Source organism: Pseudonocardia parietis, assembly GCF_017876315.1.
Classification (GTDB): domain Bacteria; phylum Actinomycetota; class Actinomycetes; order Mycobacteriales; family Pseudonocardiaceae; genus Pseudonocardia; species Pseudonocardia parietis.
Genome location: NZ_JAGINU010000001.1, coordinates 2,382,312 through 2,395,445, shown reverse-complemented (window position 1 = coordinate 2,395,445; position 13,134 = coordinate 2,382,312). Strand labels below are relative to the sequence as shown.

13 protein-coding genes and 1 pseudogene are annotated in these 13,134 nt (G+C 72.4%); 9 read left to right on the top strand and 5 right to left on the bottom strand.

Annotated elements, in window-relative coordinates; all coding sequences use genetic code 11:
• Positions 1–6: 6 nt before the first annotated feature.
• Positions 7–1,065, bottom strand: coding sequence for a thiamine pyrophosphate-dependent dehydrogenase E1 component subunit alpha (locus JOF36_RS11325; protein ID WP_372447376.1), 1,059 nt, complete (start codon positions 1,063–1,065; stop codon positions 7–9).
• A gap of 223 nt (positions 1,066–1,288) precedes the next feature.
• Between JOF36_RS11325 and JOF36_RS11320 the strand changes: the two genes are divergently transcribed.
• Positions 1,289–1,693 carry an Lrp/AsnC family transcriptional regulator gene (locus JOF36_RS11320; protein ID WP_210035391.1) on the top strand — a complete coding sequence of 135 codons (405 nt, stop codon included), beginning with the start codon at positions 1,289–1,291 and terminating at the stop codon, positions 1,691–1,693.
• Here the strand turns inward: JOF36_RS11320 and JOF36_RS41670 are convergent.
• The 4 genes and pseudogenes from JOF36_RS41670 to paaZ all read right to left on the bottom strand — a co-directional run bounded on the left by JOF36_RS41670 (position 1,690) and on the right by paaZ (position 6,421).
• Positions 1,690–1,992, bottom strand: coding sequence for a benzoate/H(+) symporter BenE family transporter (locus JOF36_RS41670; RefSeq protein ID WP_504739883.1), 303 nt, complete (start codon positions 1,990–1,992; stop codon positions 1,690–1,692). The two genes, JOF36_RS11320 and JOF36_RS41670, sit on opposite strands and share 4 nt — an antisense overlap.
• A 106-nt stretch (positions 1,993–2,098) precedes the next feature.
• Positions 2,099–2,803: pseudogene (locus tag JOF36_RS41665) on the bottom strand (benzoate/H(+) symporter BenE family transporter); the annotation flags it as partial.
• Positions 2,804–3,050: 247 nt separating this feature from the next.
• On the bottom strand, positions 3,051–4,376 hold the full coding sequence (gene paaK, locus JOF36_RS11310) for a phenylacetate--CoA ligase PaaK (protein WP_210026656.1): 1,326 nt from the start codon (positions 4,374–4,376) through the stop codon (positions 3,051–3,053).
• Complete coding sequence (gene paaZ / locus JOF36_RS11305) at positions 4,373–6,421, bottom strand: phenylacetic acid degradation bifunctional protein PaaZ (RefSeq protein WP_210035389.1); 2,049 nt, start codon at positions 6,419–6,421, stop codon at positions 4,373–4,375. The genes paaK and paaZ overlap by 4 nt, the downstream gene beginning before the upstream one ends.
• Positions 6,422–6,569: 148 nt before the next feature.
• On the opposite strand from paaZ, the gene JOF36_RS11300 reads away from it, so the two are divergent.
• From JOF36_RS11300 to paaE, 8 genes are all read left to right on the top strand, one after another.
• Entirely contained in the window at positions 6,570–7,379 is an 810-nt protein-coding gene (locus JOF36_RS11300; RefSeq protein WP_210026654.1) for an enoyl-CoA hydratase/isomerase family protein, read from the top strand.
• A 4-nt stretch (positions 7,380–7,383) separates the two neighbouring features.
• Positions 7,384–7,995 carry a TetR/AcrR family transcriptional regulator gene (locus tag JOF36_RS11295; RefSeq protein ID WP_210026652.1) on the top strand — a complete coding sequence of 204 codons (612 nt, stop codon included), beginning with the start codon at positions 7,384–7,386 and terminating at the stop codon, positions 7,993–7,995.
• Between the two features lie 51 nt (positions 7,996–8,046).
• A complete protein-coding gene (locus tag JOF36_RS11290; RefSeq protein ID WP_210026650.1) occupies positions 8,047–9,054 on the top strand; it encodes a DUF559 domain-containing protein in 1,008 nt (335 codons plus the stop codon).
• A gap of 144 nt (positions 9,055–9,198) precedes the next feature.
• Complete coding sequence (paaA, locus tag JOF36_RS11285; protein ID WP_210026648.1) at positions 9,199–10,164, top strand: 1,2-phenylacetyl-CoA epoxidase subunit PaaA; 966 nt, start codon at positions 9,199–9,201, stop codon at positions 10,162–10,164.
• Positions 10,161–10,541, top strand: coding sequence for a 1,2-phenylacetyl-CoA epoxidase subunit PaaB (gene paaB, locus JOF36_RS11280; RefSeq protein WP_210026647.1), 381 nt, complete (start codon positions 10,161–10,163; stop codon positions 10,539–10,541). The genes paaA and paaB overlap by 4 nt, the downstream gene beginning before the upstream one ends.
• Positions 10,538–11,437, top strand: coding sequence for a 1,2-phenylacetyl-CoA epoxidase subunit PaaC (gene paaC, locus JOF36_RS11275; protein ID WP_210026646.1), 900 nt, complete (start codon positions 10,538–10,540; stop codon positions 11,435–11,437). Before paaB ends, paaC begins: the two co-directional genes overlap by 4 nt.
• Positions 11,431–11,934, top strand: a complete 504-nt coding sequence (paaD, locus tag JOF36_RS11270) for a 1,2-phenylacetyl-CoA epoxidase subunit PaaD (protein ID WP_210026645.1) — start codon at positions 11,431–11,433, stop codon at positions 11,932–11,934. Before paaC ends, paaD begins: the two co-directional genes overlap by 7 nt.
• Positions 11,934–13,049 carry a 1,2-phenylacetyl-CoA epoxidase subunit PaaE gene (gene paaE, locus JOF36_RS11265; protein WP_210026644.1) on the top strand — a complete coding sequence of 372 codons (1,116 nt, stop codon included), beginning with the start codon at positions 11,934–11,936 and terminating at the stop codon, positions 13,047–13,049. The genes paaD and paaE overlap by 1 nt, the downstream gene beginning before the upstream one ends.
• Positions 13,050–13,134: the final 85 nt, after the last annotated feature.

The following is a 13,134-nucleotide window of genomic DNA, read 5'->3' as shown; positions in this document are numbered from 1 at the left end:
TGCGCTTCACGGGGTCGCCTCCAGCTCGGTGCGCAGCAGGTCGCGCTGCTCGCGCAGCTGCGGGGTGGGGTCGGCGTAGACGTGCGCGAACAGCTCGTCCGGGTCGACGGGGGTCTCCTCGGCGATCCCGGTGCGCAGCGCCGCGGCCATCCGCTCGGCGTCGTCGGCGAGCTCCCGCTCGGCCGTCGCGTCGAGGTGACCGGCCGCGCACAGCCACGCGTGGACCCGCCGCAGCGGGTCCCGGTCGAGCCAGCCGGCGACCTCGGCCTCGTCGCGGTAGCGACCGGCGTCGTCGGCGTTGGTGTGTGCCTCGATCCGGTAGGTGTCGGCCTCGACCAGGGTCGGCCCGTCGCCCGCACCGGCCCGGTCGACGGCCTCGTCGAGCACGGTGAGCAGCGCGGCGAGGTCGTTGCCGTCCACCCGCACCCCCGGCATGCCGTAGCCGATCGCCTTGTCGGCCAGACTCGCCGCGACGCACTGCTGCGCCAGCGGCACCGAGATCGCGTACTTGTTGTTCTGCACCAGGAACACCACCGGCGCCCGGAACACCGCGGCGAAGTTCAGCGCCTCGTGGAAGTCGCCCTCGCTGGTGGCGCCGTCCCCGCACAGGGCGAGCACGACGCTCGGTTCGTTTTTCAGCCGGGCCGCGTGCGCGACCCCGACGGCGTGCAGCAGCTGGGTCGCGAGTGGGGTGGCCTGCGGGGCGACCCGGTGGGCGGCGACGTCGTAGCCGCAGTGCCGGTCCCCGCGCAGCATGGTGAGGACCTCGACCGGGTCGACGCCGCGGGCGACGATCGCGGCCGTGTCGCGGTAGGTCGGGAACAGCCAGTCGGCGTCCGAGAGCACCATCGCGGCGGCCACCTGGCACGCTTCCTGCCCGCGCGACGACGGGTAGACGGCCAGGCGCCCCTGCCGCACCAGCGCGCCGGCCTGCTCGTTCAGCCGCCGGGCCCGCACCAGCGCGCGGTAGCCCTCGAGGATCCGCTCGGCCGCCGGGAGCTCCACGCCGGCCACGACGGCTCCGTCCGGTTCCAGCAGGCGTACGGTCTCGCGCCGGTCGTCCACCACGACTCCCCTCGTCGGGCCGCCCTCGCCGGGCCACCCTCGTTAGGACACAGTGCAACGAGAATCGCGTATCGGTCGTACGATCGGCCACGGTTACAGCAATGACGAGACGATCGACCCCAGCCGGCCGAAGCCCGTGGACGGGTGGTCCGGGTCACCCCGGCCGGGCCAGGTCCGGCGAGACGAACGGAGCGGCGCGGTGCTCGACGAGATCGACCGGCGGATGGTCGAGGAACTGCAGCGCGACGGGCGACTGTCGGGCCGGGCACTCGCCGAGCGGCTCACGATCTCCCGGGCGAACGCCTACGCCCGGCTGGCCCGGCTGGTCGACGACGGCGTGATCACCGGGTTCACCGCCACCGTCGACCCGGCGAAGGTCGGCCTGCACACCTCGGCCTACGTCACGCTGACCGTGCGGCAGAACAGCTGGCGCGAGCTGCGCGCGCAGCTCCACACGATCCCCGAGGTCCGGCACATCGCGCTGGTCGGCGGGGACTTCGACGTCCTGCTGCTGGTGCGGGCGGTCGACAACGACGCGCTGCGCCACGTCGTGCTGGAGCGGCTGCAGGCACTGCCCGCCGTGGTGGCGAGCCGGACGATCCTGGTGTTCGAGGACGAGACGCGTTAGCGGGCCTCGACGGGTTCACCCGCACGATCCCGGGCGAGGTCGTCGCGCTCCAGCAGCCACGCCGTCGCGACACCGGCGACCAGCCCCCAGAACGGGGCGCCGATGTTGAACGCGGTCACCCCCGACACCGTGACCACGAACGTGACCAGCGCGGCCAGCGTGACGCGGCCACCGAACGCGGCCACGAACGACGACTGCAGCACCTTCAGCATCGCCAGGCCGCCGAGGGTCGCCAGGAACGCAGGCGGCGCGGCCAGCATCAGCCGCACCACCACCGGCGCGAACAGCCCGAACACCATCGCCAGGATCCCGCACGTGATGCCCGCGGTGTACTGGCGCTCCCGGGGTGAGCAGTGCGTTCGTCGGGCCGGTCAGGCAGGTCGACACCGCCCCCACCCCGGCGGCGAGCACCGACCACAGTCCACAGGCGACGGTCACGACGTTCACCGGTGCGCGGTGGCCCGCCGCGCGCAGCACCGCGACGCCCTGGCCGTTCTGCACGACCAGCACGGTGACCGCCAGCGGCACGACGAGCTCCAGCATCGCCTGCCACGACCAGGCCGGGGCGACGAACAGCGGCGCGGCGAGGACACCGGTCAGGTCGCCGCCACCGGAGCCGCGGTGTCCACTGATCAGTACGGCGGCGACGCCGACGAGCAGCGCGCCGAGCACCGGCGGCAGCCGACGTCCGGCCGCGGGCCAGGCGCTGAGCAGCACGAACGCGAGGATCATCGGGACCGCCACGGCGCCGTCGCCGACGACCGAGTCGACCAGCCCGGTACCGAACCCGAGGAAGACCCCGGCCACCATGCCCATCACGATCGGCATCGGGACGGCGGCCATCGCCGTCCGGACCCAGCCGGACAGGCCCAGCACCAGCATCAGCACGCCGGTGGCCAGGTACGCACCGACCACCTCGGCGAAGCTCATGTGCCCGAGCGCCTGCCCCACGAGCACGGTGCCGGGGATCGTCCAGAAGAACGCCAGCGGCTGCCGGTAGAGCCAGCAGGTCAGCACGGTGAGCAGACCGTTGAGGAAGAAGACCCCGAACAACCACGACGCGAGCTCCCGCCCGCCGAGGCCGCCCTGGACCCCGGCGGCGAGGATCACCGCGATCGGGCCGGTCGCCGCGAAGATCAGTCCGATCAGGCCGTTCACCGCGTACTGCGGTCCGAGATCGCGCAGCACCCGCCGGAGCCCGGGCGGGGCTCCCGGCGGGGGCTCGAAACGCGGCTCCGCTGTCAATTGCCCTCCCGTGGGTCGCCGCAGTGCACACGATCACGGCGGCGCGTGCCCCGGGTGAATGCCCAGTCCTGACCCAGGGGGTCAGTGTTGTCGCTTCGACCCTCGACGGGCCTCAGGAGCTCCGGCGGTCCACCAGCCGCTGCAGCTTCCCTACCGACCGCTCCAGGGTGTCCGGATCGACGATCTCACAGGCGACGGTCACGCCGACCGTCTCCTTCACCGCCCGCACCAGCTCGGCCGCGGCGGCCGCACGCCGGTCGGCCGGGGTACCGGGCCGGGCCTCGACCCGCACGGACAGCGCGTCCAGCCGGGCCTCGGTCGACAGCACCAGCTGGAAGTGCGGCGCGCAGCCGGAGGTACGCAGGACGATCTCCTCGATCTGGGTCGGGAACAGGTTCACCCCGCGCAGGATGATCATGTCGTCGGACCGCCCGGTGATCTTGGCCATCCGCCGCATCTGCGGGCGCGCGGTGCCCGGGAGCAGCGTCGTCAGGTCCCGGGTGCGGTAGCGGATGATCGGCAGCCCCTCCTTGGTGAGAGAGGTGAACAGCAACTCGCCCTCCGCACCGTCCGGGAGCGGGGTGCCGTCCAGCGGGTCGACGACCTCGGGCAGGAAGTGGTCCTCCCAGATGTGCAGGCCGTCCTTGGTCTCCACACACTCCTGCGAGACGCCCGGCCCCATCACCTCGGAGAGCCCGTAGATGTCGACGGCGTGGATGCCGGCGCGCTCCTCGATCTCGGCGCGCATCTGCTCCGTCCACGGCTCGGCACCAAAGATCCCGACCTGCAGCGACGAGCTCCGCGGATCGATGCCCTGGCGCTCGAACTCGTCGAGCAGGGTCAGCATGTAGCTCGGCGTCAGCATGATGATCTCGGGCTCGAAGTCGGAGATCAGCTGGACCTGGCGCGGGGTCATGCCGCCGGAGACCGGGATCGCCGTCGCACCGAGCTTCTCCACGCCGTAGTGCGCGCCGAGCCCGCCGGTGAACAGGCCGTACCCGTACGCGACGTGCACCCGGTGCCCCGGGCGTCCGCCCGCCGCGCGGATCGAGCGCGCGACCAGGCTCGCCCAGTTGTCGATGTCACCGGCGGTGTAGCCGACGACGGTGGGCCGCCCGGTCGTCCCGGACGACGCGTGGATCCGCGCGATCCGTTCCCGGGGCACGGCGAACATGCCGAACGGGTATGTCTCACGCAGGTCGGCCTTGGTCGTCGTCGGGAACTTCGCGATGTCGGCGAGCTCGCGGCAGTCGTCGGGATGCACCCCAGCAGCCTCGAACTTCGCCCGGTAGTGCGGCACGTTCTCGTAGGCGTGCCGCAGCGTCCACTGCAGACGCTCCAGCTGCAGGGCCCGCAGCTCGTCGACCGACATCCGTTCGGCCGGGTCCAGCAGCTCGGCCGCGGGCGCGTCACCGGGTCGCCTCGTCGCGATGGTCACTGCTGGGTCTCCTTCCCGGCCGGCTTCTTGGCGACGAGCGTGAGCACGTCGTAGCGGGCGACGGACTCGCCGTCCTGGCGGGTCACGTCGGCGTCCCAGCGGACCTCGCCGTAGTCGGCGGAGTCGCGCGGCGTGAGCTGTTTGCAGGTCAGGGTCACGGTGAGCTCGTCGTCGAACCGGACGGGAGTGAGGAACCGCAGCCCGTCGACGCCGAAGTTGGCCAGCACCGGGCCCGGGTCCGGGTCGACGAACAGGCCCGCGGCCAGCGACACGACGAGGTAGCCGTGCGCGACCCGCTGCCCGAACAGCGGGTTCGCCGCGGCGGCGGCCTCGTCCATGTGCGCGTAGAAGGTGTCGCCGGTGAACTCGGCGAAGTGCTCCACGTCGGCCTGCGTGACCCGGCGCGGCCCCGCGACCAGGCAGTCGCCCGGCCTGAGCTCCTCGAGGTGCTTGCGGAACGGGTGCACATCGGACTCGTGGCGCTGCGCGCCGCTCACCCAGCGGCCGGTGATCGCGACCAGGGAGTCCGGGTCGGCCTGGACCGCGGTGCGCTGCATGTGGTGGAACACGCCGCGGACCCCGCCCATCTCCTCGCCGCCACCGGCCCGGCCGGGACCGCCGTGGACGAGCTGCGGCAACGGGGAGCCGTGCCCCGTGGACTCCTTGCCGTCACGGGCGTTGAGGACGTGCACGCGGCCGTGGAACGGAGCGATGCCGAGCACCGTCTCGCGGACGAACTCCGGGTCCGCGGAGACGACCGACCCGACGAGGCTGCCCTGCCCGCGGGTGGCGTAGCCGATCAGCTGGTCGGTCGTGTCGTAGGGCAGCACGGTCGCGACCGGCCCGAACGCCTCGACCTCGTGCGGCTCGGCCCGTTCCGGGTCCCCGAGCAGCAGCAGCGGCGAGACGAACGCGCCCCGGTCGGTGTCGGCACCGACGACGTCGACCGTCTCCGGGTCGCCGAACACGATCCGGCCGGCGTCGCGCAAGGCCTTCACGCTGCGCCGGACCTCCTCGCGCTGGTCGAGGCTCGCGAGCGCACCCATCCGGACACCCTCGGCATCGGGCGCGCCGACGACGACCTTCGCCAGCCGCGCGCTCGCCGCCTCGAGGACGGCGTCGACGTGCTCGCGGGGCACGAACGCGCGGCGGATCGCGGTGCACTTCTGCCCGGCCTTGACCGTCATCTCGGTGGTCAGGGCCTTCACGAACAGGTCGAACTCCTCGGTCCCGGGCGAGGCGTCCGGGCCGAGGGCGGCCATGTTCAGCGAGTCCGCCTCGGCCGTGAACCGCACCGCGTTGCGCACGAGTGCGGGGTGGCTGCGCAGGGTCTGCGCGGTCGCCGCGGAACCGGTGAAGGACACCAGGTCCTGCCCGGTGAGGTGCTCGAAGCAGTCACCGAGCGAGCCGGCGACGAACTGGACCGAGCCCTCGGGCAGCAGGCCGGAGTCGACGATCAGCTCGACCAGCTTCGCCGTCAGGAACGCCGTCGGGGTCGCCGGCTTGATCAGGGTGGGCACCCCGGCGAGGAACGCGGGCGCGAGCTTCTCCAGCGGGCCCCAGACCGGGAAGTTGAACGCGTTGACCTGCACCGCGACCCCACGCAGGGAGGTGAGGACGTGCTGGCCGAGAAACGTCCCGCCCTTGCCCAGCGGCTCGACCGCGCCCTCGACGTGGACCGTGTCGTTGGGCAGCTCGCGCTTGGCCTTGGACGCGTACGCGAGCAGGACACCGATGCCACCGTCGACGTCGAACTTCGAGTCGCCGAGCGTGGCACCGGTCCGCTTCGAGACGGCGTAGAGCTCCTCGCGGTGCTCACGCAGGTGCCCGCCGAGCGCCTTGAGCAGGGCCGCACGCTGGTGGAAGGTGAGCTCGCGCAGTGCGGGACCACCGGTGCGGCGACCGTGTTCCAGCGCGCCGGCGAGATCGAGACCGTCCGCGCTGACACGGGCGACCTCCTCGCCGGTCACCGCATCGTGCAGCGGACGCCCCTCCCCGGTCCCGGTCTGCCAGGAACCCGAGAGGTGGCTGCGGAGCAGGGTCATCGGCTGCGCCATCGACAAGGCCTCCGTCGTTGCTCATCACTGAACCGACCGTTCGTTCGGCTGAGCACGCTAGCACCCCCGGCCGCCGTTGGGGAGCCCTCCGCACGGACCGGAGACCGATCGTTCGGTCGGCAGCTAGGGTGACCGGATGGCCGACTCCGCCGCTCCCGCCGTCCTGGTCTCGCGCGACGACACCGACCCCTCCGTCGCGGTACTCACGCTGAACCGGCCCGCGAAGTACAACGCGCTCACCGTCGAGCTCAAGGAGGCGCTGCTGCCCGCCGTCGCCGAGGTGGCCGGGGACGACTCCGTGCGCGCCGTCGTGCTGACCGGCTCCGGGCGGGCGTTCTGCGTCGGGCAGGACCTGGGCGAGCACGCGGCCGCGCTCGAACGCGACGCCGCGACCTCCTTCGACACCGTGCGCGACCACTACAACCCGCTCGCGCTGGCCATCACCGGGACGCCGAAGCCGGTGATCGCCGCGATCAACGGGCCCTGCGTCGGTGCCGGGCTCGGCCTCGCACTCGCCGCCGACCTGCGCGTCGCCGCCGAAGGACTGAAGTTCTCGACGGCGTTCACCGCGATCGGGCTGACCGCCGACACCGGCCTGTCGGCGAGCCTGGCGCACGCGGTCGGGGTCGCGCGGGCGACCGAGCTGCTGCTGCTCGGTGAGCAGTTCAGCGCCGAGGACGCGCGCAACTGGGGCCTGGTGCGCGACGTCGTGCCGGCCGACCAGGTGCTCGACGCCGGACTCGCGCTGGCCCGCAGGCTCGCCGCGGGCCCGACCCTGGCCTACGCGGAGGTGAAGAGCGCGATCCGCTTCGGCGCGGTCAACGAGCTGCCGGCCGTCCTCGAGCACGAGGCCGCCGCCCAGGCCCGGCTGGCCACGACGACCGACCACCAGCGGGCCGTCGCGGACTTCCTGGCCAAGAAGACGCCGACCTTCGAAGGACGATGAGCGCGTGAGTCAGGCACCGGTGAAGCGGGCCCGCCGTCCCAGCGGCGGGCGGGACCAGCTGCTCGAGACCGCGGTCGGCGAGTTCATCGCTCGCGGCTACGACGCGACGTCGATGGAGGACCTCTCCCGGGCCGCGGGGATCACGAAGTCGTCGTTCTACCACCACTTCGCCGGCAAGGAGGCCCTGCTGCGGGCCGCACTGGAACGCGCGGTGGACGGCCTGTTCGGGGTGCTGGAACTGCCCACCGCCCGCGACGGCAGCCCCGTACAGCGGTTGCGGGTGATCATCGCCGAGCAGGTGCGGGTGCTCATGACCGAGCTGCCCTACGTGACGCTACTGCTGCGGGTGCGCGGCAACACCGAGACCGAGCGCTGGGCACTGGAACGGCGGCGCGCCTTCGACGCCGCGATCACCCGGCTCGTCCGCGACGCCGTGGACGCCGGCGAGGTCCGCGCCGACGTGGACCCCGCCCTGGCCGCCAAACTGCTCTCCGGCCTGGTCAACTCGATCGTCGAGTGGTACCGCCCCGGCCGCCCCGGAACAGCCACTCTCCCGGAAGACGTAGTCCAAGCAGCCCTCACAGGCATAGTCCCCTCCCCCACCCCCAATCCCTGACCGAGTGTCACGTGAGGGCTGCGACCCGAGCCCTCACGTGACACTCGGCCGATGCCGCCGGAGATCAAGTGGAACCGGCGGGCGGTGGGGATCGTCCAAGGGCGCATGACGATGGGAATGCGACCGTTTCGGGGTTCGGTGGCGATCGCGGCGGGTGCCGTGACCAAAGGGGTTCTGCGGGGCAGCGGGTTTCGCCGGCTTTTCCAGGACGTGTACGTGCACGCCTCGGTCGAGGTCACGTACCTGGTGCTGTGCGAGGCTGCCGCGCTGGCCGTGCACGCGACGAGCGACTCACCCTCCGGCCCGCTCGACATCGGAGCCGGTGCACTGGCCGGCTGGTCGGCGGCGGAGATGCTCGGAGCCGACTGTGCACCCGCCGGCGTTCCGGCCGAGGTACTCATCGCCGTCGGGAACCGGCGTGCCCAACCGGGGCTCCTCGTTCACCGGGCCCGCGCCCTTCCCCACGAGATCCGCAGCGGCGTCCGCATCCCGATCCCCGGACGGCGGCGCCGCTACGTCACCGGCCGGACCGTGCGCACGCTCTCGCCGCTGCGTACCGCGTTCGACCTGGCGATCCGCGAGGACCGTATCGAGGCGATCATCGCGCTGGACGCGCTCGCACGGATCGGCAAGTTCGCTCCGGAGCAAGTCCTCGACCTGCTCCTCGACCATCCCGGCGCCCGCGGCGTCCGTCGACTCCGGGACCTGGTGGCGCTGGCGAACCCGCTCGCCGAGTCGCCGATGGAGACCAGGGTCCGGCTCGCACTGCACGACGGCGGCCTGCCCGAGCCCGTCCTCCAGTTCCCGGTCGGTGAGTACCGGATCGACCTGGCCTACCCCGACGTCCTGCTCGGGATCGAGTACGACGGCGCCCACCACCGCGAGCCGGCACAGGCCCGCGCGGACCTCGCCCGGCAGCAGTTCCTGACCGCCCGGAACTGGCACATCCTCCGCCCGTCCGCCGAGGACACGATCCACCACCCGCCCCGGGTAGCCGGCCACGTCGCGCACGAGCTCGCCCAGCGCCACACCAGTGTCGTCCCACGAACACCGGCGTGACATTCGCCGACTGCGGGATCTACCGAGTGTCACGCAGAGGTCGTGGCTCGAGCACTGGCGTGACATTGGGCGTGGGGTTGCGTGCGTCGCGGCGGTGAGCCACACTCGCTGCCGAACGAACATTCGGTACGACGGAGGTGTCCCGTGACGAGTACCGCGCCGTCGGAGGCGGAACTGCAGGAGCGCTTCTCGGCGACTCTCGCGGCGGATCAGCGGATCGAGCCGCGGGACTGGATGCCCGAGGCGTACCGCAGGACCCTGATCCGCCAGATCGCCCAGCACGCGCACTCGGAGATCATCGGCATGCAGCCGGAGGGCAACTGGCTGTTGCGGGCGCCGTCGCTGCGCCGCAAGGCGATCCTGCTCGCGAAGGTGCAGGACGAGGCCGGCCACGGGATGTACCTGTACGCGGCGGCCGAGACCCTCGGGGTGGACCGCGAGGAGCTCACCGAGAAGCTGATCGACGCGAAGCAGAAGTACTCGTCGATCTTCAACTACCCGACGCTGTCCTGGGCCGACATCGGCGTCATCGGGTGGCTGGTCGACGGTGCGGCGATCGCGAACCAGGTGCCGCTGTGCCGCTGCTCGTACGGCCCGTACGCCCGGGCGATGATCCGGATCTGCAAGGAGGAGTCGTTCCACCAGCGGCAGGGCTACGAGTCGCTGCTCGCGCTGATGAACGGCACCGAGGCCCAGCGGGAGATGGTGCAGGAGTCCACGAACCGGTGGTGGTGGCCGTCGCTGATGATGTTCGGCCCGGCCGACGGCGACTCCCCCAACACCCAGCAGTCGATGGAGTGGGGCATCAAGCGCCACACCAACGACGAGCTGCGGCAGCGGTTCGTGGACATGAGCGTCCCGCAGGCCGAGGCGCTCGGCGTGACGCTGCCGGACCCGGAGCTGCGCTGGAACGACGAGCGGGGCGCGCACGACTTCGGCGAGCCGGACTGGTCGGAGTTCAACGCCGTGATCTCCGGGGCCGGGCCGGCGAACCGGCAGCGGCTCGCGCACCGGCGCCGGGCACACGAGAACGGCGCCTGGGTCCGCGAGGCGGCCGGCGCCTACGCCGACAAGCAGGCGGCGCGGGCCGCGAAGGGAGCGACGGCATGATCCCCGGCGACGAGACCCCGGACGTCACCGCGGAGGGCGGCCACGGCGCCGTCCCCACCACCGGTGTCGAGACCGGCGCGGGTGAGCGGCCGAGCCGCCGCACGTGGCCGCTGTACGAGGTGTTCGTGCGCGGCAAGCGCGGCCTCAACCACGTCCACGTCGGCTCGCTGCACGCCGCCGACGACGAGATGGCCCTGCACAACGCCCGCGACGTCTACACCCGCCGCAACGAGGGCGTCTCGATCTGGGTGGTGCGGGCCGACGCGATCGCGGCGTCGAGCCCGGACGAGAAGGACCCGTTCTTCGCCCCGAGCGCGGACAAGGTCTACCGGCACCCGACCTTCTACGCGATCCCGGAGGAGGTGCCGCACCTGTGAGCGCCGACGAGGACAACGCCTACCAGGCGCTCGCCGGGACGATCGACCAGGACGACCCGCGCTGGGCGTTCGGCTCCGGGTTCGAGGACATGGAGGCCGACCTGACGGCCGCGGTCCCCGACGGCGCCGACCCGGCCGAGCTGGCCGAGTACTGCCTGATGCTCGGCGACGACGCGCTGGTCTACAGCCACCGCCTCACCGAGTGGGTCTCGCACGCGCCCGAGCTGGAGGAGGAGGTCGCACTGGCGAACATCGCCCTCGACCTGCTCGGCCAGGCTCGGGTGCTGCTGGCCCGGGCCGGCCACGTCGAGGGCAAGGACCGGGACGAGGACGACCTCGCCTACTGGCGCGAGGTGCCCGCGTTCCGCAACGTCGCACTCGCCGAACCCTCCGACGACCTCGACTTCGCCCGCGCGATCGCCCGGCTGCTGGTCTTCTCCACCTGGCGGCTCGCGCTGCTGCACCGGCTGCAGGACTCCGCGGACCCGGTGCTCGCCGCGGTCGCCGCCAAGGGCGTCAAGGAGGTGACCTACCACCGCGACCACGCCGCCCGCTGGACCCTGCGCCTCGGCGACGGCACCGCCGAGTCGCACGGGCGGATGCAGGACGCGCTGGAGTGGGTCTGGCCGTTCCTCGGCGAGCTCTTCCGCACCAGCGACCCGGAACGACGCCTGGTCGCGGCCGGTGTCGCCGTCGACCCGGCCGGGCTCCACGACGAGGTCCACGAGGTGATCGGCCAGGTGCTCGCGCGTGCCACGCTGACCCGCCCGGACATTCCCGAGATGGGCACCATCGGCGGGCTCGGCGGTCGCCAGGGTGTGCACACCGAGAAGCTGGAGCACGCACTCGACGCGATGCAGAGTTTGGCCCGCAAGCACCCGGGGGCATCGTGGTGACGCTGAGCCTCGGTGCCCGTGACGCCGTCGCACGGGTCGTCGACCCCGAGATGCCGATGCTGACCCTGGACGATCTCGGCGTGATCCGCTCGGTGTCCGAACAGGACGACGGCGTGACGGTGACGATCACGCCGACGTACTCGGGTTGCCCTGCGATCGAGGAGATGCGCGCCGACATCACCCGCGCCCTCGCCGACGCCGGGTACGGGCCGATCGAGGTCCGGACGGTGTTCTCGCCGGCCTGGAGCACGGACTGGATCAGCGAGTCCGGGCGGCGCAAGCTCGCCGACGCCGGGGTCGCCCCACCCGGCCGGGCCACGCCGCGGGCCGCCGGGCCGATCCCGCTGACCCTCGACCCGCCGGCGACCGTGGTGCGCTGCCCGCAGTGCGGCTCCCCGGCCACCGAGGAGCTCTCCCGCTTCGGCCCGACCGCGTGCACGGCACTGCGCCGGTGCACCGCGTGCCGGGAGCCGTTCGAGCACATGAAGGAGATCTGATGAGCGGACGGAGCCCCGCGACGCTGTTCGTCGACGACGAGCCCGACGCGCTCCCGACCGGCTTCCACCGTCTCGTCGTGTCCGACGTGGACCGGCTGTGCGACGACGCCGTCGCCGTCACCTTCGACGTACCCGGCGACCTGCGTGAGCACTACTCGTTCCGCCCCGGCCAGTACCTGACGCTGCGCAGACGCGGCCCCGGTGGCGAGGAGCGGCGGTCGTACTCGATCTGCTCCCCCGCAGGCCACGCGCCGCGCGTCGGGGTGCGCCGGGTCGACGGCGGACTGTTCTCCGCGTGGCTGGTCGACGAGGTCACCCCCGGCGACGTCGTCGAGGTCGGCCCGCCAGCCGGGAACTTCACCCCGCAGCTGGCGGCCGGCACCCACCACGGGCTGGTCGCGGCGGGCTCGGGCATCACGCCGGTGCTGTCGATCGTGGCGTCGCTGCTGGCCGCGCACGACGACACCCACGTCACCCTGCTCTACGGCAACCGGCGCACCGACACGGTGATGTTCACCGAGGAGATCGCCGATCTCAAGAACGCCTACGGCCCGCGCCTGCACCTGCTGCACGTGCTGTCCCGCGAACCCACCGAGGCGGAGATCGTCAACGGCCGGCTCGACGCCGACCGGCTGCGCACGCTGTTCACCGCCCTCGTGGACGTCGAGGGCGTCGACGAGTGGTGGCTGTGCGGGCCGCTCGGGATGACCGAGGCCGCGGTCGCCGTGCTCGGTGAGCTCGGCGTCGCGCGCAAGCGGGTGCACCGGGAGCTGTTCTACGTCGACGAGCCCCCGCCCGAGGTGCACCGTGCCGAGGACGAGATCGTCACCGACGGGACGGGCAGCGAGATCACGATCGTCCTCAACGGACGGTCGACCACGCTGTCGCTGCCCCGCACCGAGTCCGTGCTCGACGCCGCCCAGGAGGTCCGCGGCGACCTGCCGTTCGCCTGCAAGGGCGGGGTGTGCGGGACGTGCCGGGCGAAGGTCACCGACGGCGAGGTCACGATGCGGCGCAACTTCGCCCTGGAGGACGACGAGGTCGCCGCCGGCTTCGTCCTCACCTGCCAGACCCGGCCGGTGTCGGACCGCGCGACGATCGACTACGACAGCTGACCCGGCTGCAGAAACCGGTGCCGTGGGCGACGCGTCCCGGATCGGGGGATGACCGGGCGGAAGGTCGAATACCGGGCACGGGTTG

Bases quoted from the DNA above. Each gene is read 5' to 3' on its own strand.
- JOF36_RS11320 (WP_210035391.1), top strand. From the start codon at position 1,289: ATGGTCGAGGAACTGCAGCGCGACGGGCGACTGTCGGGCCGGGCACTC.
- paaZ (WP_210035389.1), bottom strand. From the start codon at position 6,421: ATGACCCTGCTCCGCAGCCACCTCTCGGGTTCCTGGCAGACCGGGACC.
- paaE (WP_210026644.1), top strand. From the start codon at position 11,934: ATGAGCGGACGGAGCCCCGCGACGCTGTTCGTCGACGACGAGCCCGAC.
- paaB (WP_210026647.1), top strand. From the start codon at position 10,161: ATGATCCCCGGCGACGAGACCCCGGACGTCACCGCGGAGGGCGGCCAC.
- JOF36_RS11290 (WP_210026650.1), top strand. From the start codon at position 8,047: ATGCCGCCGGAGATCAAGTGGAACCGGCGGGCGGTGGGGATCGTCCAA.
- JOF36_RS11300 (WP_210026654.1), top strand. From the start codon at position 6,570: ATGGCCGACTCCGCCGCTCCCGCCGTCCTGGTCTCGCGCGACGACACC.
- JOF36_RS41670 (WP_504739883.1), bottom strand. From the start codon at position 1,992: ATGGTGTTCGGGCTGTTCGCGCCGGTGGTGGTGCGGCTGATGCTGGCC.